Raw genomic sequence first — 19023 nt, forward strand, 5'->3', positions numbered from 1 at the left:
GGGGCGTCGTTCGGCCGCGACCCGGAACGCCGTTGCGCGGATTGCAACCCCTATATGCCCTCGGCCATACGGTCTCGTATGAACGGAAACCGGTTCGGTCGGCTCTTCCAGCTGACGACGTACGGCGAGAGCCACGGCGACGCGATGGGCGTGACCGTCTCTGGCGTCCCCGCGGGCGTCGAACTCGACGAGGAGGCGATCCAGGCACACCTCGACCGGCGTAAGCCGGGCCAGTCGATGATCACCACCTCGCGGGGCGAGCCGGACGAGGTCGTCGTCAACTCCGGCGTGCAGGACGGCTACACCACGGGCACGCCCATCGGCATGGTGATCCAGAACAAAGACGCGCGCTCGGGCAAGTACGAGCCGTACGTCACGGCGCCGCGCCCCTCGCACGGCGATTACACCTACTCCGCGAAGTTCGGCACGCGCAACTGGGGCGGCGGCGGCCGCTCCTCGGCGCGCGAGACGGTGAACTGGGTGGCGGCCGGCGCGGTCGCCGAGCAGGTCCTCGACGCCTCCGAGTACGACGTCGAGATCAAAGCCCACGTCAACCAGATCGGCGACGTCGAAGCCGACCCGGTGACTTTCGAGCAACTCCTCGCGAACAGCGAGGAGAACGACGTTCGCTGTGCCGACCCCGAGGCGGCCGCCGAGATGCAGGAGCTGATCGAGGAGTACCAACAGCAGGGCGACTCGATCGGCGGATCCATCTACTTCGAGTGTCGGGGCGTCCCCCGCGGGCTCGGCGCGCCGCGGTTCGACAGCTTCCCCGCGCGACTCGGCCAGGCCATGTTCTCGATTCCGGCGACGACGGGCGTCGAGTACGGCCTCGGCAACGAGGCGACCGACGTCGCCGGCAGCGACCGCAACGAGGACTGGACGTTCGACGACGGCGAGTCCTTCGAGCACGTCGAAAGCGAGGAGGGCGACCCGGTCCCGGTCGGCAACGACCACGGCGGGCTCCAGGGCGGGATCACCACCGGCGAACCCATCTACGGCGAGGCGACGTGGCACGCGCCCACCTCGATCCCGAAAAAGCAGCGCTCCGCGGACTGGGAGACGGGCGAGGAGAAGGAGGTCCAGGTCGTCGGCCGCCACGACCCCGTCCTCCCGCCGCGGGCCGTCCCGGTCGTCGAGGCGATGCTGTACTGCACCGTCCTCGACTTCATGCTGCTCGCGGGCCGAATCAACCCCGACCGCGTCGACGGCACCCCCGGCCAGTACGACACCGGCTACCACCCGAGCAGCCCGGACAACGAGTAGGAATCGGGGGCCGGACTACTCCTCTCGGATCGCCTGCCGCCGGTCGGCGATCAGGTCGAACTCCGCTTCGGTGTCGCCCAAGACGAGCAGCGCGTAGTACCTGAGATACGTCTGGACGGGCACGGCCACGATCAGCCCGAGCGCGACGACCGCACAGACGAACAGCAACGCGGCGACGGCGATCACGACCCCCCCGCCGAGTTCGCTCACCGAGAGCAGCGCGGCGCCGGCGACCCCGAGGATACCGAATGGGATCGCGGCCACGACGGCGCCGAGAACGACGACGATGGCCGTGAGGATACCCGTCGCGATCTGGAGGACGAACGAGATGAGGGCGTAGGCGGCGTACTGCTTCCACTGCCCGACCAGCGTGGGCCAGAACCGACGCCACGCCGAGAGGACGCCGCGGCTCTCGACGAGCATGATCGGCACGACGAACTTCGTGGTGAACGCGCCGACGAGCCCGCTGACGATACTGATGACGATGAATACCGGGACGGCGAGTATCACCAGTGCGACCGCGGCGCCGCCGCTTCCAAAGGCGAGCGGCGACAGCGCGAGCGCGAGCGTCGCGAGGACGAGCGCGAGCGTGACGGCGCCGAAGAGGATCCGGAATCCGAACAGTCGGGTGGCGATCCGCCAGTACTCGCCCCAGTATCGGCGGATCGACACCGCCTCTCGTCGGAGCGACTCGACGAAGACGAACTCCATCACCGACCCGACGAAGAGGAGGCCGAAGACGAGGGCGGCGATCAGCGCGAAGATGGCCACGATCACGAGGAGTTCGCCGCCACCGGGTGCGACGAACTCCGGCGAGGGGGCCGCAGACGGGAGCGAAACGTCGGAGCCGGTCCCCGTGGGCGTGCCCCCGGTGAACTGAAACGGCGAGAATCCGCTGCTTCCCCCGACGAACAGGAGAATAAGCGCCAGGCGGAGCCACCGTCCCCGGTCGAACGGCCAGAGGAACGACTTCGTCGCGTCGATCGCGTCGTCGATCGCGTCGACGGCGTAGAGGCTCATCGCCGCCCTCCGCGCTGTGTGAGCATGGTCGAGTCCGATACGCGCGCTCGCGACGGCGCTCGTCGATTCGCTCTCGCTGCGCGGGTCGTCGCTATACGTCCTCCCGTACCGCGTCTACACCGACGAGCGGCGCGGACGCTACCGATGGAGGTCGGATCGCGGGAACCTGTTGTCGACATTACACCGCCCAGATCGTCACCCATCGGATTAACGTTTCTATCTTGGTGTCACCGTCTGTGACGGTCGGCGACGACGGGCGGCCCTCGGCGACGGCGAGTGACTTCGCCTGCGAGACACACGCGCTCGTGAACCGATCGCGAACCGAGCGGCGAGCCACTCGGGACGGGACCCCCGCGGACCGGTGGCCGGTCACGCCGTGACGATCCCGCGCAGGTCGTTCCCGTACACCCCGATCGCGACCGCCAGCGTCGCCAGCGCGCCGACCGGGACCACGGCGAGCCACCCCGCCGTGGTCCCGACGCCGAACCGGAACGCGACCCCGACGGAGACCCAGAGGCTCGCGGCGGCGGCGAGCACGAGCAGGCCCCCGGTGACGCGCCGGTCCTCGCGCCCGAAGGTCACCCCGGCGGTCGCGCTGCCCGCGGCCAAGGCGTAGAACCCGATCGCGAGCGGCCACGCGCGTATCGACGGGGGGAGCGCGCCGAACGGCCGCGGCTGCTCGACGAAGTACGCCCACACGGGGTACCCGCCCGCGAAGAGTCCCGGCCCGGACGTGCTGAGGAACCCCCAGAGGCTCACGATCGTGAGGTTCTCTCCGGGGATCACCGCCATCGGGACCGCGAGCAGCGCAGCGACGAGGAGCCATCCCACCCGGCGAGAGACGCGCTCACCGCGGTCCGCCGCGGCCCGGCGCCGTGCCCTCGCCGTCTCCGATTCCGGTTCCTCGGACATACCACAGATCGGAGCCCCGGAGGTAAGTATCGCCCGGAGGCAGTCGCAGACGCCGAGACGCACAACGCTCTTTTGTGCGGGGGTCGCTTCTCCGATATGCGAGCCACCGTCGTCGGAAGCGGCTACGTCGGAACGACTCTCGCGGCCTGTCTCGCGGACGCGGGCCACGACACCACCGCCATCGACATCGACTCGGACGTTGTCGCGGCGATCAACGACGGCCACGCGGCCATCCACGAGCCGGGCCTCGACGACCTGCTGGCCGAACACGCGGGCGACCGCCTCCGCGCGACGACCGAGTACGACGGCATTCCCGACGCCGACGTGACGTTCCTCGCGATCGGTACCCCGTCGAACGAGGACGGGAGCATCGACCTCGGCGCGCTCACCGCGGCCGCCGAGATGACCGGAGAGGCGCTGAAAGCAGCAGACGGCGACGCCCGTCACCTCGTCGTCGTCAAGAGCACGATCACGCCGCCGGGTGTCGGAGCGGTCCGCGAAGCGCTCGAAGCGGGCGCCGGCGACGCGGCCGACCGCGTCGAACTCGCGACCAACCCCGAGTTCCTCCGCGAAGGGTCGGCCGTCGACGACTTCCAACACCCGGACAAATTAGTATTTGGGGCCGAGTCCGACTGGGCGACGGAGCGGTTAGAGCGCCTGTACGAACCGCTCGTCGCCGCGGCCGACACGGATGTATCTGTGATCCGGACCGACCCCGAGACGGCCGTGATGATAAAGTACGGGAACAACGCCTTCCTCGCGTCGAAGATATCGCTGGCGAACGACCTTGGAAACATCTGCAAGCGGTTCGGGATCGACGCCTACGAGGTGATGGACGCGGTCGGCCTCGACGACCGGATCGGGGCGAAGTTCCTGCGGTCGGGGGTCGGCTGGGGCGGGAGTTGTTTTCCGAAAGACGTCGATGCAATTAGGGCGGCGGCCCGCGAGGCCGGCTACGAGCCGCCGATGCTGGACGCCGCGGTCGCCGTGAACGACGGCCAACCGGAGCGCATGCTCGAACTGCTCGACTCCCACGTCGACGTCGCGGGCGAGCGCGTCGCCGTCCTCGGTCTCGCTTTTAAACCCGGCACCGACGACGTGCGCAGCTCGCGGGCGATTCCGATTATCGAGGCGTTACAGGCGCGCGGCGCTGAGGTCGTCGGCTACGATCCCGTCGCGACCGACGCCATGCGCGAGCGCTTCCCTGACCTCGCGTACGCCGACTCGGCGGCCGACGCCATCGAGGGGGCGAGCGCCGCGCTCGTCGTGACCGACTGGGACGAGTTCGCGGCGCTCGACGACGCGTTCGACGCCATGGCCGACCCCGTCGTGATCGACGGCCGCCGGATCGTCGAGCGGCGCGACGGGCTGACCTACGAGGGGCTCACCTGGTAGCGCAGTTCCACCTGTCACATCACCTCGATTTATTACTCCCGGACAGAATCACGGGGTATGGCGGCCCTCCACGCCCTCCGCCCGGCAGTCGGTGGTATCGTTCGCAATCCGATCCTGGTGCTCGTCACGGCGCTGTTCGGCGTGTCACAGCTTCCGAACCTGCTCGTGCAGTCGACGAGCCCGGTGCTCGCGTCGGCGATCTCGCTCGTCACGTTCGGCGTGCTGGTCCTCGTGCTCCCGTTCTTCCAGGGCGGCCTGCTCGGAATGGCCGACGAGGCGCTCGACGGCGGGACGGGCCTCGGAACGCTGGTCGCGACCGGGAAGGCGAACTACGTCTCGCTGCTCTTGGGCTACTTCGTCCTGCTCGCGGTGAACATGATCTTCGGGTTCATCGCGTTCATGGGCGCGCTCATCGTGGTCATCGGCGGGTCGGTCGCCGGGATGGGCGGCGACGGCGCCGCGGCCGTCGACGCGCCGACCCTCGGCTTCGACCCCACGCTGCTCGTGGTCGTGGCCGTCGTCGCGGTCGTGTTCGTGTTGGCGTACCTCCTCGTCGCCTTCTTCGTCCAGTTCTACGCCCACGCCGTCGTCCTCGACGACGCCGAACTCGTCGACGGGTTCCGCCGGAGCGCGGGGCTCGTCCGGTCGAACCTCCTGAGCGTGTTCGGCTACACGGCCCTGCTCACGGTCGGCGGCGCCGTCGTCGGCCTGTTGGCCGGGGGCGGCTCGCTCCTCTTCGGGCCGCAGCAGCCGCCGAACTCCCCGTTCGCGGCTGTCGCCTCGGTCGAGCCGACGACCGCGGTCCTCGCCGCGGTCGCGCTCGGATACGTCCTCCTGACCGGGGTGGTCGGCGCGTTCTACGCCACGTACTCCGTCGCGTTCTACCGGTCGATTCGGGGCGACTCCGCGGCGGCGTAAGGCGACGACGCGCGAACCCCTCTCGGGTCCCGTCCCCGCCAACACTAATTTGCTGAAGTCCCTCAGTCGGGTATGAACACGCAGCACGGCGGACACTACGACGCGGCGGTCGACGCGCTCGCGGCCCGCGACTACGAGACGGCCGGCGACCGGTACACGCGCGGCGGACGCCGCGTCCTCGCCGACCCTCGCGAGGACCTCGACCCCTTCACGCCCGACGAGAAGGGCTGGATCGGACAGGGACTCCAACAGCTGTGCGCGGCCGCCGTCGCCTACCGCGTCGCCGGCGCCGACGCCCGCGCCACGCAGCGGGCGGTCGAAGGGATCGCCGCGACGCGCGACTTCCAGCGCGTCCTCGACGCGCCCGGTCAGGGCGCGTGTCTCGCGGAGTTCGTCGCCGACTTTCGCGTCGCCGGCGGCCTCGACGGCGCCTCGAACGCGTACGACGACGCCGCGGAGCGCTACGGGGACGCGGGCGACGCCATCGACTCGCCGCAGGCGCTCGCGACCACGCCGCTGTTCGGCGCCGCGGCCGCGACGATCAAGCAGGTCGCTCGCGGGCAGGCGAACGGCGAGATAGCGATCAAGTGGGAGGATCTCCACGGTTCCGACCCGTCGCAGCCGGGCGAGTTCCTCGCGCACCGCGCCCGGTTTAAAAGACAGCGCTTCGGGGGACTCGTCGAGAAGGCGGTGGCGGACGGTCACCTCGCGGCGCCGCGCGGGACGACCGAGTACGGCAACGAGACCCATCGCTGTCCGAACTGCGGCGCGAACGACGTCAACTGGGCCGGCAGCGACGTGCTCTGTATGCGGTGTTCGACGCCGACGGAACGGGTTTAAAAAGGCGGTTGCGGCTCAGTCCGCGAGGAGACTCTCGCCGTCGAACGCCGCGTCGGTGTCGACGTCCATCAGGTCGAGAATCGTCGGGGTCACGTCGAAGAGGTTCGAGCCCTCGATATCGAGGTCGGGATCGGTCGAATACAGGAGCGAGTTCTCGAACTTGTGCATCCCGTTCCGCGGCCCCTCGGTGAAGACGGCCGACTTCCCTTTAAATCCGGACTTCAGGTCGAAGCCGTCGGCGGGGATGACGACGAGGTCGGGGGCTATCTCGTCGCGGGCGCCGTCGAAGGCGTCCTCACCGTCCACGATTCGTTTACACACCTGCTGACCGTCGGGGCCGGTGAGCGATTCGAGGTCGGAGCGCAGCTCCTCGCGGACCGCCTCGTACTCCGCCTCGGGAACGACTCCCTCGGGCTCGCGGCCTTCCAGATTGAGGTAAAACCGGCCGGGGATGAGCGAGTAGGCGCGGGTCTCGTCGTCGATGTCGGCAAGCGAGTCGTGGTCGTCGCCGTCGTACGAGAGCCACCCCTCGTCGGCGAGGAACTGGTTGCAGTTCACTTCCCACTTCAACTCGGTAAAGCCGTGGTCGGACGCGACGATCAGCGTCGTGTCGTCGTCGAGCGAGTCGCGGATCTCGCCGATGTACTCGTCGAGCTGTCGATAGAACTCGAGGAACTCCTCTTTGTACTCGCCGTCGTTGACGTAGTCGCCGAACAGAAAGTGGTTGACTCGGTCGGTGCTCATGAAGACGCCGAAAAACAGGTCCCAGTCGTCCGCCGCGAGGTAGTGGGTGAACACGTCGTACCGTGCGTCGAGGGTCGCGTGCGCGTCCTCGATGAACTCGGTTTTGTCGTCGTCGTGCCCGAGTTTCGCGTTCACGTCGATCCGATAGTCGCGGTCTTCGAGGACCTGCCTGACCGCGTCGTCGCTCGCGGCGGCGTCGAGGCCGGGCGAGAGGAACCCGGAGACCTGCCGCTGAATCCGGCTCGACGGCGGGAAGGTGACGGGCACGTTGAGGACGGTCGCGTCGCGACCGTCGTCGGTGACGCGGTCCCAGAGCCGCGTCGCCGACACGTGTTTGCCCATCGGCACGTACGTCTCGTAGGAGTCGACCTCGCGGTCCTGGAACCCGTACACGCCCGTCTCGCCGGGGTTCACGCCCGTCGTGAGGCTCGGCCAGCACGCGCTCGACTCGGGCGGCACGATGCTCTCCAACCGGCCCGCAGAGCCTGCGGCGGCGATGTCGGTCAAGTTCTCGAACACGTCGGGGTGTTCCTGTACGAGGTCGTACGGTACGCCGTCGATGCCGAGAAAGACCACGCGCTCGTCGTCGTCGCCGCGGAGCCGATCGAACAGTCCCATGCCTACAGCGTGACTTCGTGCCGACAAATCGCTTGTGTTCTGGCGAGTGACGCCGGTATCTGGGGCTCCTGACAAGCCGTACCGATTCAGAAGGCCTATTCCCACCGGCGAACACATATCCGGCGTATGACCGACGACTTCCCGGCGAGCGTCGACGTCGATTACACCGACGGCGAGGGCGAGACTCCCGACGACTACCCGTCGATCCAGCACAAAATCGAGAAGGCGGTCGAGGTCACCCGCCGTGGACTCGAACAGTACGACAACCCGGCGGTGATGTGGACCGGCGGCAAAGACTCCACGCTGACGCTGTACTTCATCAACCAGGTCGCCGAGGAGTACGGCTATGAGAAGCCGACCGCGGTGTTCATCGACCACTTCCAGCACTTCGACGACATCACCGACTTCGTCGAACACTGGGCCGACGAGTGGGACATCGAACTGGTGTACGCCCGCAACGAGGACGTCGGCGCGTACGTCGACGAACACGGCCTCGAACCCGGCGACGACATCCCCGTCGACGCGCTCTCGGAGCACAACCAGCACCACATCCGAAATATACTAGAGTTCGAGGAAGACTCGTTCCCGTTCCTGCTCGACACCTACGTCGGGAACCACCTGCTGAAGACGGTCGCGCTCAACGACGCCCTCGAAGAACACGACATCGACGGCGTCATCTCCGGCGTGCGCTGGGACGAGCAGGAGGCCCGCGCCGACGAGACGTTCTTCTCGCCGCGCCACGACCCCGACTTGTTCCCGCCGCACGACCGCATCCAGCCCATCCTGCAGTTCGCCGAGGCCGACGTGTGGGAGGCGTTCTGGAACTTCGTCGTACCGGACACCGTCGAGGCGTTCCCCGACGAGGGGTACATCCCGCAGGCCGACGACGACCTGCCCGAGGGCGTCGCCCAGGAGGACATCCCCATCTCGCCGAAGTACTTCGCCGGGTTCCGCTCGCTCGGCAGCGAGGTCAGTACCGAGAAGACGACCGAGGAGCCCGCGTGGCTGCAGAACCTCGAAGACACCACCGAGCGCGCCGGCCGCGCCCAGGACAAGGAAGACCTGATGGAGCGCCTGCGCGACCTCGGCTACATGTGATCTGAAGCGGCTCGCCCGTTCTTTTCACCCTGTCTCGGCGCTTCTTCTCGCTCTGTCTCGGCGCTTCTTCCCACCCTATCCCGATGCTTTCCTTCCCGTTCGCGGCGATTCACGCGCTACCGTCCGACACCTGTCGTACCGACGCGGTGAACCCGACCTCTCGGAGCCGGTCCGCGAGGGGGAGCCCGATCCCCGACGCCGGCGTCAACACGCCGCCCTCGTGCGGCGAGTCGAGGTCGCCGCGCGCGAGACACACCGCCGACTCGCCGAGCATCCGCCCGGTCGCGCCGTAGCCGGGGTCCCGGTCGGCGCCGAACTCCGCCTCGACGGTGAAGCGACCGCCGGGGGCCACGCCGCGCCCTAACACCCGAATCGAAAAGCTGCCGGCCTCGGCTTCCGATCGCGTCGGCCCCTCACCCGGATCGGGGAAGACGTACTTTTGAATCGCCGACCGCAGCGGTCTGATAGACATGGCGGCAGTGAACGCGCCGAGCCCGCCGGCGACGAGGCCCGCTGTCGCCGCGCCCACGGGCCCCGTTCCCGTGGGGACGACCTCCGAACACCGAAACTCGCGGGTCCACGGGTACCCGAGGAGCGCGTTGCTCCGGCGGACCACGCGCTCGTTTACGGCTGCCATCGGCGACGGCGCGGTCCAGGACCCGCGCAGCGGGTCTCGGCGCGGCCCCCGCTGTTCGCCGGGGTCGATACCGCTCCGCTCGCCCGCGGGCGCGAGCGAGTACGGGTTCCGGAGCGTCTCCCTGGCGAGCGGGTCGGTCGCGACCGCCTCGAACAGTTCGCCGAAACTCGCGAGCGTCCCGCCGCTGACGCTCCCATTTCCGCCTTCGAGGTAGATCCGGACCGTCTCACACGGCGCGCCGAACTCCTCCGTCGCGAACGACTGGACGAGCAGCGTGCCGATGTCCGCCGGCACCGAGTCGAACCCGCAGCTGTGGACGATCCGGGCGCCGGCGTCGACGGCGGCCTCGTGATACCGGTCGATCATCTCGCGGACCCAGTTCACCTCGCCGGTGAGATCGCAGTAGTCGGTACCGGCGTCGACGCAGGCCGCGACGAGGTTCGAGCCGTACGTCGTGTACGGACCGACCGTCGTGCAGACGACTCGGGTGTCTTCCGCGATGGCGCGCAGGCTCTCGGGGTCGGTCGCGTCGCCCACGACGACGGGCACGTCCTCCCACCCGTCGCTGCGGCGAGTGAGGTCGGCGGCGACGTCGGCGAGTCGCTCTCGGCTCCGTCCGCCGATCGCCAGTTCGAGGTCTGCCGAGTCGTAGCGCTCGGTGAGGTACTCTGCGGTGAACCGCCCGGCGACGCCCGTCGCGCCCCACACCACGATGTCGTGCGTTCGGTCGCTGTCGCTCATCTACGAGTCTCTACACCGACGGCGGTGAAAACGGCGGGGGTCGCTAGCGGTCCGGCTGCGCTCGGTCGCGTCCCGAAATTGAATCGAGCACGGGCCAGGTGATGACCGGGTCTCAGCGAGCGAACGAGTGCACGAAGTGTTTGTGACTCGCTACCTCTTTACATCCGCGGCCACAACGACGGTTATGGCCGTTGGCACTAGTCTTTCCCTACAGCTCGCTGACTTTGGCACCCGCTCGTTGGTCACGCACAGCCTCATGGCGGTGGGGTTCGTTGGGGCCGTCGTGTCGGGCCTGTTCGTCGAAGGGCAGCTCGGCATCGTTTCCATGGCGGCGTTCATCAACTTCACCGCCGGGCTGTGGATCTGTCAGTCGATCCACTCGCTCGGCAACGCCGCGACCGAAGACGAGTACGAGGGCGTCCTCAAGGAGCTTCTCAACCGTGTCTAGCGAACCCGGCATCGACGTCGGCCGACTCGGGCGCACGCTCGTGCTCATCGGCTTCGTCACGACCGTGTTCATGCTGTTGATCGCGAACCGGCTCTCGGGGGACACGTTCCGTATCGGCGCGGTCGCGATCGGCACCGTCGCGTTGATCACCGCGATCACCGGGTTCTTAATCGCGGCGGGCAGCGCGCTCGACGGGCACTAAGCGCCGTTCGACGCGTCCGACTCGTCGACCGCGGGTTAGTTAACTCACCGAGGCAGAGTGTGGGACCACTTAGTGTACTCAACGGAGGTCTTTGAACTCACTACCGCACTCGGGACAAGTGCGTACGGAAAACACTTCAGCCGAATCGGTCTTCTTCTTTAACACCATCTCACATGCAGCGCAGTTTAATCGCTCATATGTGTCTTTAATCAAGTCACCGTCACGAAGCCCTTTTCGCGTGGATTTCATATTCGATGACTAACTGTGCAAAAGTATAAATTTTGTACGGAAGCATGACTGGCCGCTCAAGGCTGTGATGCCATCGACTCATCGGCAAACAGTCCTGTGACCACAGTATCGATCAATGCTTCCTCAACTTCGCTATAACTGTCTTCAGACACAATCGGTGTGTTTTGCGCCTGTGTTACAAACAGCAGTGACTGTAGGAGCTGACGTACAATCTCGGGATCGCTGATACGGACCTCCTCGCGGGCAACCCACTCATCTGGCTGCGGGAGGACTCGCGGGAGGTCGGATCCCCCGTGTAAATCAGCGCTGATATTTTCCTCACCGCAATCGGCGCCAGAAGCAGTTTTATGATCAGTCTGAGCATTGTTCTCATACTTTGTCCCCTCCAACTGATCCTCGATTCGTTGGAGTTCCCCGTCAACAAAGAGTCGTCGAATAAGCGTGTTTGACCGCACCTGCTCAAGTGTCGTTCGCAGTATCATCTCTGCCTCTGCTTGTGGCGTTTCCATCTCAGCAACTGCTGTCTCCAGTCGGCCAAATAACTGCTCACGCTCGGCCATTAACACCGCAAGGTACAACTCTTCTTTTGAGTCAAAAAACTGGTAAAACGTGCTGGTACCGATTTCGACAGCGTCTGTTATGTCACTCACCCGCGTTCGATCAAACCCGTAACGGGCAAATAACTCGTGGCCTGCCTCAATCATTTCGGCACGAATTCGTTCCCGATCTTCGTCAGAAAATTGCGTCACAACTGGTCCCTCTTTATCAACAGAACTACAGTATTTGTCAATTCCATATCGGCTGTGGGACTTCAGGAAAGAAAGGTTTATTGATTCGTGAGGGGAGTATCTGTTGTGCAACGACATCGTTACCTGTCAAATGGTCCTGCTTTGATTCCAACGCAACTGCTACGCGTGGCTGTCTCTACTGTGAGGAGGGAGTAGTGTATGCAGACCCGAACGCTGTCAGTCGTCCTCGTGAGTATTCTACTGGTCAGTAGTGGTGTCGGCGTCGGTGCAGTTGGTGCCGAGCTAACCGGCTCCAACGCTGCACCTAGCGTTGGCGTTGGAACACCTGCACAGGCCTCGAACATTGGTGGGTCTCCTGACCTCGACGTGTACGCCCCGAACCCGAACCTTGTCCCAGGGCGGACGAACGCAATCACGCTTCAGATAGCTAACGATGGGAACTTCCGGTTCGGGAACGCTGCGAACAGCGATCTTGTCACGACCGCGCGCAATGTCCGTGCCGAAGTCGAGGCGAACGGTCCACTATCTGTTGAGTCGGGTGAGACATCGATCGGCAGCGTGACAACAAGCGTCCCCAGCGAACTCCCGGTGAGTCTGAACGTACCAGAAGGCGTCGAGCCTGGAACATACACACTGGATCTGGATCTCACCTACAGCTACATTTCTTCGGGTGAGAGCCGAACCGTGACCGTCTCCCGCGATGTGGAAGTTCGCGTGCGTGACGACGCCCGGTTCGAAGTGGTCGACATCGACAGTGACGCACAGATCGGTGACAGCGGCACCGTTGAGGCGACAATCGAGAACGTCGGTGCGGAGACGGCCCGCAGTGCTGACGTGACTTTCGGGACGCAAAGTACCAGCGTCACAGTAAGTGATGGGCAATCTGACACCGTGCGGATTGAGGAAATCGACCCCGGTGAAACGGTGACCGTCGCATACGACGTGGGCGTCGCACCCGATCTCCCCGTCCAGCAATACACCCTCGCCGGCTCCGTGCAGTACGAGGACCCCGATGGGATCACCCGCACCGATGACGGACTCTCGCTCGGAATCCTCCCGCTTGCCGAGCAAGAATTCACCTTCGCGAACGTGGAGTCACAACTTCGCGTCGCTGAGGACGGCGAACTCGTCGGTACCGTTCGTAACGATGGTCCTGTTCCGGCCCGTAGCGTTGTTGTTCAATATGCCGGTGATTCCCAGAGCGTGATCCCGGCGGAGCGGTCGACTGCTGTGGGGACACTTGACTCCGGCGAGTCAGCGACTTTCTCTTTGCCCATCGCAATCGGCGGTGAAGCTGAGGCCGGACTCCGATCGCTGGATATGGCTGTTCAATACCGCAACGATGAGGACGAGATGCGAGCGTTTGAAGAACTTGTCGTCGATGTTGAGGTTGCGCCCGAACGTGACCGGTTTGATGTTGCTATCGAAAATCGGTCGATTCAGTCTGGTGGGACCCGTACTGTCGACGTTGCGGTGACAAACAATCTCAATGAAACTGCAAGCGACGTGGAGGCTCGGCTATTTGCCGATGACCCGCTTGACACTGGTGACACCGATACTGGATACGTCCAGTCACTCGATCCCGGCGAGACGACGACGATGACGTTCGAGCTGACAACGACCGGGTCTGCGACCGCAGGAAGTACGTACCCAATCTCGCTCGACTTCCGGTATGATGATGCTGACGGTGACAGCCAGCTCACTGACACCTTCCGTGTCCCTATTGATGTGGTTGAAAGCGAGGATGGTGGGCTACCGTTACCCGTTATCATCGTCGCGCTTCTCGTTGTCGGAACGGGGGCTCTTGTCGTCTACCGGAGGCGGCAGTAACCAATGACACTCGGCGAGCGGATTGAGGCGTGGACGCGGCGGCTAAATGACACCATCGTCGATAGCCCACGCCGAGTCATCATTGCGTTTCTTGTGCTCACACTCGTGTTTACTGGCGGAATCGGACTCGTCAGCACAGACACCGAAGCAACTGACTCATTTACCGAGGGGCTTGAAGAACAGGAAGCGCTTGACGCGGTCAATCAAGAGTTCGAAGACCCATTTCAACCAGACAGCGAATCAACACAGATTATTCATTCGGGCGGTAACGTTCTGACGAAGGAAGCTCTGCTTAGGGATCTCAGAATCCTTGAAGAGGTTGAATCACGCGACGACCTCCGTGTTGCGTCCACAAGCGGCCCAGCGACGGTCATTGCCCAGCAGGTTGACCCGACAGCGACCACAGCAGCAGAACAGCGACGCGCTATTGAGTCAACGAGTGCAACTCGGGTTCGACAAATCGTCCGCAGCCTCTCCGAGAACGCACGATTCACCCGATCACTCGCGACTGATTTCAACCCAACGAGTGCAAGTGCCTCAGCGTCAATTACGGTCGTTACACACGATGTCCCGGCTGGATTCGCTAGTGGCGACCTCCAAGACGTTCAAACAGACATTCGATCTATCGCAGCGGAACAACCCGGTGACATAACTGCCTTTGGCAGTGGCGTCACGAACGCTGAGACCGCCAGTGTCATCGGCGATTCACTGATCATTGTCATGCCTGTTGTCGTGGTGTTGTTGCTGTTATTCTTAATCGTGGCTTACCGCGATCCGATCGATCTTTCGCTGGGGCTGCTATCACTATTAATGACCGTTATCTGGACCTTCGGATTCCTCGGCTTGTCTGGGATCCCGTTTAATCAACAGATGATTACGGTTCCTGTGTTGTTACTCGCAGTAGGCGTTGACTTCGGGATCCATATTATCAATCGCTATCGTGAGGAGGCTGTTGCGGGATACAACGCTACCGAGGCGATGCGGGAAGCAAACAATCAACTGATGATTGCCTTCATCATCGTCACCGTGACTACGGTATTTGGGTTCGGCGCAAATGTCATCTCTGATCTCACGCCGATCCGGAACGTTGGAATCGCCTCAGGTATTGGGATCATTTTCACCTTCCTGATTTTCGGGCTGTTTCTCCCAGCAGCCAAATTGGAAGTTGACCAATTGCGAGATGCCTACAACGTCCCCGAATTCAATTCAGCACCAATCTCATCTGAGGAGTCTACGCTCGGGAAAATCCTGACGTTTCCGGCGCAGGCCAGCCAGTACGCACCGATTGCGTTTGTGTTCGTACTGCTTGTGACTGGCGGGATGGCAGCTGCATACGGGAGTGGAGTTGACACCTCTTTTGAGACCGAAGACTTTCTTCCCCCAGAAGAGCAGCCGGACTACATAACGGCACTTCCAGAACCGTTTGCACCAAGTGAATACACCGTTACTGAGACACTAAATCTGCTTGAAGATCGCTTTTCGACTAACCAAGATCAATCAGTAAAGTTGTACGTGCAAGGCAACTTCGAAGAGGGCCACGCGTTGGAGGCCCTCGCAGATCCAAACGATGATGCTGTAGGGGCACTCGCAGTCGGCAGCGGCGGAGCTGCTCGTCCCACGAGTATTGTGACTGTCATCCAGTCACATGCTGAACAGGATCAGGAGTTCGCCAGACTGGTCGCTCGAAACGACCTCAACGACAACGGAATTCCTGACCGCAATCTCGATCGTATCTATGATGAGCTGTTCGCGTCATCGTCCGGCGATCGTGCCGAGCAGTATCTCACACCAGATCGACGGAGCGCACAGGTCCAATACGCAATTGATTCGGGTGCTTCACAAAGTGAGGCTGCTGGTGATGCCCGAGCATTCGTCGAGGACTTCCGGTATGAAACGACTGCAACTGGTCAAATTGTCGTTTTTGATGCGGTGACTGACATCATATTCAACTCTTCGATCCAAGGATTGGTGATTGCGATAGGGCTAACTGGCTTGTTCCTCATCATCGCGTACGCAGTACTCGAAAGCAAGCCGCTCCTCGGAATTGTGAATCTCTTCCCAATCCTGATCGCAATCGCGTTCCTACTCGGTACGATGCGATATCTCGGGATATCACTAAACGCGTTAACTGGGACAATCCTCTCCATTTCAATTGGACTTGGGATTGCATACTCAGTCCATGCTACCCATCGCTTCGTTGATGAGTATAACGCGGGTGCTGGCGCTTATGAGTCAATGATTATCACACTTTCGGGAACTGGTGGTGCGCTCCTCGGGAGTATGCTTACAACGTCGCTCGGGACGGGCGCGCTTGCGCTTGCTATTACACCTGTGCTAGGTGATTTTGGCCTGCTAATGGCGATAAGTGTCATCTACTCATTTGTGTTCACAATTATTGCACTTCCTCCTGCAGTCCTTCTGTGGGAACGGTACCAAGGTGTCTGGACTGGGATCGACCTAGCAATAACGAGTTGAGACTGCTCCTCTAAGAGAGAATTGACGAGAACGCCTCGCGCTTCAGCGCGGGGAGGATGTCAACTACTACTGTCGCTTTCAATGTCACCGAAATCAAATTCATCGGTTCGTACACCCTCGTCCACGGGTGACTGGGTATTTTGTTGATCGGCACTCACCATATCAGGCCCTTTGATTTCAGACGGCTGTTCCACGGTTTTATCTGAATCAGTAGCTTCTTGAATAGCAACTGCTCGACGCTGTAGTTGATCGATTCGTGGGACGCCCGTCACATTTGAGAGCACTACTGTTGCCGTGAGTTGTGTGGCGTTTTTTATTGACTCATCACCCGCAAGAACCTCGACAGTCTTGGTCTCTTCTTCAAGAAGATACCGCCCCGTCTCGAAGCCCTTACGCGAGATTGTGTTTGGTGGACCAGTGAGGATAACGAGGACACGGTCCGCTGAGGTGATGTCACACGGGACGGTCATTTTTGACTGAACTGATCGGCTGATGAGGTCTTTCACAGTTGATGCGTCAACTGAGATAGTATTGCTTTCGGGTGACCGCCCGAGAAGCTGAAGAATCCGGGCAAGCAACCCTTCGGGTTTCATATCAATGTCAACCTTTGCTTGACCGATCGTCGCAACGCCACCAATCTCAAGCGTTCGCTTGATATCTGTCGCGTCGATCCGCACCTCGGACGCAGACCCCCGGTCACGTTCTCCCGCACCGAAGATTCCCAACACCCGCTCGACAGCCATCGTATTGATCGACTCATAGCAGTCAGCGACACGATCCGTGTCTTGACACCACGCATCGTTGTCAACGAGAAACACAGCGTCTGCTTTCGGGACCACTGTTCGGACCCCACGAGCTGCGGTCAGGATCCGGCGGTCAGGCTCCCCACAAGCCGGGAGCACACCGAGTGCATACACTGATGTCTCGTAGATCGATTGGAGTTCCTCCAAGAGGATGCTTCCGACGCCACAACCGGTCCCGCCACCCAGCCCAGTAACAAGCAGTATGGCTGCAACCTCTGTTTCATCGATCCGATCAAGCGCTCGGCGAATCTCTGGCCCATCAGCTCGTGCTACTTCTGCACCCACTTCTGGATCGCCGCCCACGCCGTATTCGGTCACTTCTGCGGTCAGGTGGCTTCCGTCGGCGTTGACCGTACTATGTGACTCGCGTGGTGTCGCCGCGGCAGTGGCCGCATCTACTGCAGTTGCCGTCTCATCGGCGGGGCGTGGCTTGTCGTCTCCGTGTGAACGATCATCATCTGGCTCTCGCCGGGTGACTTCGGGATGGGTATCGCCGATAAGCACTTGCTGGTCATCAGTGAGTGCTATTGTCTGGTCGAAGGCTTGAGACTCAGTGTTGAACGCAAGCACATTTCCACTCGTCACAGATCGGTCTGTCTCGCGTTCAGCGCAGACCAACCGGTCGACAAGTCGCGTTCCACAGTCTCCAACCCCGATACACGCGATTTTCATGTACCTAACTGCAGGCTCGGATCACCCGTATGGAGACAACAACCGAAGCGCCTCGTTGTGGACTCAGACGATCGGATCCAGGTCATTATCGTCATCCGTAATTAGCGACTGTATTTCCTCCTCGCGAACGGCATCTTGCTGTTGGATCTTATTTTGGGCGTCAACAGCCTGATTCTGAATTTCGTTGATCCGGGGCGTGTCGGTCACGTTCGAAAGTAACACTACAGCCGCAAGTGTCGTAGAATCCGGACGGGGGTCGTCACCGGCAAGGACATCAACAGTGTCCGCTTTTTGTTCGAGCCACTCTCTGGCGGACTCGACACCTTTCCGGGAAATTACATCCGGCGGACCAGCGAACACGATGAGCGCCCGGTCAGCACTCGATACATCGCACGGTACAGTAAGCCGCGAGTTGGTTGCTCGGCGAACCAGTCCCTTGATTTTTGCCGCGTCAGTAGACTCGCGTTGGACTTCTTCTGACTCGTTGAATTTTGCCAGTAACCCCTCTTTTGCGACAGTAACATCCGTTGATGCGTAACCAATTGAAGAGACACCCCCGGTTTCAAGCGTTCGCATGATGTCACTGGAGTCCATGGCATTTTCACCGACTTCCGACTCATCAACTTCCCCTGCCGCGAGCAGCGTGACAATCCGTGTTGCCAGCTCTTCGTTCATCTCTTCGTATCCTTGCTCTATCGTCTGTCCGCGAGAGCGCCACGCATCATTATCGAAGGCGATGAAGTTGTCGACTTTATTAACAAACGATTGAAGTGAGCGGGCGGCGTTGAGTGCCGGTCGGCCACCCTCATAAGTTCCGGGCAGTACCCCAAGCCCATAGACCGGTTCGTCATACATCTTTTGTAGCTCCTCGATGACAACCGGCGCGGCGCCACTGCCAGTCCCGCCACCGAGGCCGGCAGCGACGAGAACCGCATCAACTTCGTGTATCTCGACGTCGTCAAAGACGCGCCTGATCTCATCGATATCCGTTTTGGCAACCTCGGCCCCGATCTCGGCGTCACCGCCGACACCGTGACCACGAGCCTTCCGATGGGTGTCGCCGATCAAGACGCGACGGTCTTCATCGATGTGTTGTGGCTTAGCGAGGTCAGTTCGAGCGGTATTAATGACAAGCGCATGCCGACAAAGATTACGGCCCGTTTCAAACTCGAATTCGATCATCTGATCGATGAGTTTGCTCCCTGCATTCCCGACGCCGATGGTTGCAAGCTTCATTGTGTATCCCTCATTTGGTGACTGTGAGATTGTGCTGATCGCAGTTGTGTCTCACCGTGGCTTACACGGATACCTCTCTGTTTACTCATCAGATGTTGGTGTATTTGACTCAGTACGTATTAACCTGCGTCAGACACACCTGGTAGAATAAAATGCCACTGACAAGCTTT

The 19023-nt window shown here is 62.2% G+C and carries 17 protein-coding genes; 9 read left to right on the top strand and 8 right to left on the bottom strand.

Annotated elements, in window-relative coordinates:
• The first annotated feature begins 78 nt into the window (after positions 1 to 78).
• Positions 79 to 1266 carry a chorismate synthase gene (aroC, locus tag DOS48_RS18745; RefSeq protein WP_127117207.1) on the top strand — a complete coding sequence of 396 codons (1188 nt, stop codon included), beginning with the start codon at positions 79 to 81 and terminating at the stop codon, positions 1264 to 1266.
• Positions 1267 to 1281: 15 nt separating this feature from the next.
• On the opposite strand, the gene DOS48_RS18750 is transcribed toward aroC, so the two are convergent.
• Both DOS48_RS18750 and DOS48_RS18755 read right to left on the bottom strand, forming a co-directional pair.
• Complete coding sequence (locus tag DOS48_RS18750) at positions 1282 to 2286, bottom strand: hypothetical protein (RefSeq protein ID WP_127117208.1); 1005 nt, start codon at positions 2284 to 2286, stop codon at positions 1282 to 1284.
• 369 nt (positions 2287 to 2655) lie between these two features.
• Entirely contained in the window at positions 2656 to 3198 is a 543-nt protein-coding gene (locus DOS48_RS18755) for a TIGR04206 family protein (protein ID WP_127117209.1), read from the bottom strand.
• A gap of 96 nt (positions 3199 to 3294) precedes the next feature.
• On the opposite strand from DOS48_RS18755, the gene aglM reads away from it, so the two are divergent.
• The 3 genes from aglM to DOS48_RS18770 all read left to right on the top strand — a co-directional run bounded on the left by aglM (position 3295) and on the right by DOS48_RS18770 (position 6351).
• Entirely contained in the window at positions 3295 to 4593 is a 1299-nt protein-coding gene (gene aglM, locus DOS48_RS18760) for a UDP-glucose 6-dehydrogenase AglM (protein ID WP_127117210.1), read from the top strand.
• Positions 4594 to 4650: 57 nt separating this feature from the next.
• Complete coding sequence (locus DOS48_RS18765) at positions 4651 to 5511, top strand: hypothetical protein (protein ID WP_127117211.1); 861 nt, start codon at positions 4651 to 4653, stop codon at positions 5509 to 5511.
• Between the two features lie 72 nt (positions 5512 to 5583).
• On the top strand, positions 5584 to 6351 hold the full coding sequence (locus DOS48_RS18770; protein ID WP_127117212.1) for a hypothetical protein: 768 nt from the start codon (positions 5584 to 5586) through the stop codon (positions 6349 to 6351).
• A 15-nt stretch (positions 6352 to 6366) separates the two neighbouring features.
• On the opposite strand, the gene DOS48_RS18775 is transcribed toward DOS48_RS18770, so the two are convergent.
• On the bottom strand, positions 6367 to 7713 hold the full coding sequence (locus DOS48_RS18775) for an alkaline phosphatase family protein (protein ID WP_127117213.1): 1347 nt from the start codon (positions 7711 to 7713) through the stop codon (positions 6367 to 6369).
• A 126-nt stretch (positions 7714 to 7839) separates the two neighbouring features.
• On the opposite strand from DOS48_RS18775, the gene DOS48_RS18780 reads away from it, so the two are divergent.
• Positions 7840 to 8811 (top strand): phosphoadenosine phosphosulfate reductase family protein, encoded by a 972-nt coding sequence (locus DOS48_RS18780; RefSeq protein WP_127117214.1) that lies wholly within the window; start codon positions 7840 to 7842, stop codon positions 8809 to 8811.
• Between the two features lie 109 nt (positions 8812 to 8920).
• Here DOS48_RS18780 and DOS48_RS18785 read toward each other — a convergent pair whose 3' ends face one another.
• A complete protein-coding gene (locus DOS48_RS18785) occupies positions 8921 to 10189 on the bottom strand; it encodes a trans-acting enoyl reductase family protein (protein WP_127117215.1) in 1269 nt (422 codons plus the stop codon).
• 283 nt (positions 10190 to 10472) lie between these two features.
• Here DOS48_RS18785 and DOS48_RS29320 point away from each other — a divergent pair, with 283 nt between their 5' ends.
• Together DOS48_RS29320 and DOS48_RS18795 are read left to right on the top strand one after the other, a co-directional pair.
• Positions 10473 to 10637 (top strand): hypothetical protein, encoded by a 165-nt coding sequence (locus tag DOS48_RS29320; protein WP_244629366.1) that lies wholly within the window; start codon positions 10473 to 10475, stop codon positions 10635 to 10637.
• Entirely contained in the window at positions 10630 to 10839 is a 210-nt protein-coding gene (locus DOS48_RS18795) for a hypothetical protein (protein WP_127117217.1), read from the top strand. Before DOS48_RS29320 ends, DOS48_RS18795 begins: the two co-directional genes overlap by 8 nt.
• A gap of 78 nt (positions 10840 to 10917) precedes the next feature.
• Here DOS48_RS18795 and DOS48_RS29580 read toward each other — a convergent pair whose 3' ends face one another.
• Positions 10918 to 11088, bottom strand: a complete 171-nt coding sequence (locus tag DOS48_RS29580) for an HVO_0758 family zinc finger protein (protein ID WP_303652392.1) — start codon at positions 11086 to 11088, stop codon at positions 10918 to 10920.
• Positions 11089 to 11144: 56 nt separating this feature from the next.
• Entirely contained in the window at positions 11145 to 11954 is an 810-nt protein-coding gene (locus tag DOS48_RS18800) for a TetR/AcrR family transcriptional regulator (RefSeq protein ID WP_244629367.1), read from the bottom strand.
• A gap of 81 nt (positions 11955 to 12035) precedes the next feature.
• On the opposite strand from DOS48_RS18800, the gene DOS48_RS18805 reads away from it, so the two are divergent.
• Complete coding sequence (locus DOS48_RS18805) at positions 12036 to 13667, top strand: COG1361 S-layer family protein (protein WP_244629368.1); 1632 nt, start codon at positions 12036 to 12038, stop codon at positions 13665 to 13667.
• A 3-nt stretch (positions 13668 to 13670) separates the two neighbouring features.
• Complete coding sequence (locus DOS48_RS18810; protein ID WP_127117218.1) at positions 13671 to 16142, top strand: RND family transporter; 2472 nt, start codon at positions 13671 to 13673, stop codon at positions 16140 to 16142.
• 59 nt (positions 16143 to 16201) lie between these two features.
• Here the strand turns inward: DOS48_RS18810 and DOS48_RS18815 are convergent, their stop codons facing one another.
• Complete coding sequence (locus tag DOS48_RS18815) at positions 16202 to 17515, bottom strand: cell division protein FtsZ (protein ID WP_343203727.1); 1314 nt, start codon at positions 17513 to 17515, stop codon at positions 16202 to 16204.
• A gap of 165 nt (positions 17516 to 17680) precedes the next feature.
• Positions 17681 to 18853 carry a tubulin/FtsZ family protein gene (locus DOS48_RS18820; protein WP_127117220.1) on the bottom strand — a complete coding sequence of 391 codons (1173 nt, stop codon included), beginning with the start codon at positions 18851 to 18853 and terminating at the stop codon, positions 17681 to 17683.
• Between the last annotated feature and the right edge of the window lie 170 nt (positions 18854 to 19023).

The organism is Halorubrum sp. PV6 (assembly GCF_003990725.2).
In the GTDB taxonomy this organism is placed as follows: domain Archaea; phylum Halobacteriota; class Halobacteria; order Halobacteriales; family Haloferacaceae; genus Halorubrum.

Bases quoted from the DNA above. Each gene is read 5' to 3' on its own strand.
- aroC (WP_127117207.1), top strand. From the start codon at position 79: ATGAACGGAAACCGGTTCGGTCGGCTCTTCCAGCTGACGACGTACGGC.
- DOS48_RS18750 (WP_127117208.1), bottom strand. From the start codon at position 2,286: ATGAGCCTCTACGCCGTCGACGCGATCGACGACGCGATCGACGCGACG.
- DOS48_RS18755 (WP_127117209.1), bottom strand. From the start codon at position 3,198: ATGTCCGAGGAACCGGAATCGGAGACGGCGAGGGCACGGCGCCGGGCC.
- aglM (WP_127117210.1), top strand. From the start codon at position 3,295: ATGCGAGCCACCGTCGTCGGAAGCGGCTACGTCGGAACGACTCTCGCG.
- DOS48_RS18765 (WP_127117211.1), top strand. From the start codon at position 4,651: ATGGCGGCCCTCCACGCCCTCCGCCCGGCAGTCGGTGGTATCGTTCGC.
- DOS48_RS18770 (WP_127117212.1), top strand. From the start codon at position 5,584: ATGAACACGCAGCACGGCGGACACTACGACGCGGCGGTCGACGCGCTC.
- DOS48_RS18775 (WP_127117213.1), bottom strand. From the start codon at position 7,713: ATGGGACTGTTCGATCGGCTCCGCGGCGACGACGACGAGCGCGTGGTC.
- DOS48_RS18780 (WP_127117214.1), top strand. From the start codon at position 7,840: ATGACCGACGACTTCCCGGCGAGCGTCGACGTCGATTACACCGACGGC.
- DOS48_RS18785 (WP_127117215.1), bottom strand. From the start codon at position 10,189: ATGAGCGACAGCGACCGAACGCACGACATCGTGGTGTGGGGCGCGACG.
- DOS48_RS29580 (WP_303652392.1), bottom strand. From the start codon at position 11,088: ATGAAATCCACGCGAAAAGGGCTTCGTGACGGTGACTTGATTAAAGAC.
- DOS48_RS18800 (WP_244629367.1), bottom strand. From the start codon at position 11,954: ATGTCGTTGCACAACAGATACTCCCCTCACGAATCAATAAACCTTTCT.
- DOS48_RS18805 (WP_244629368.1), top strand. From the start codon at position 12,036: ATGCAGACCCGAACGCTGTCAGTCGTCCTCGTGAGTATTCTACTGGTC.
- DOS48_RS18810 (WP_127117218.1), top strand. From the start codon at position 13,671: ATGACACTCGGCGAGCGGATTGAGGCGTGGACGCGGCGGCTAAATGAC.
- DOS48_RS18820 (WP_127117220.1), bottom strand. From the start codon at position 18,853: ATGAAGCTTGCAACCATCGGCGTCGGGAATGCAGGGAGCAAACTCATC.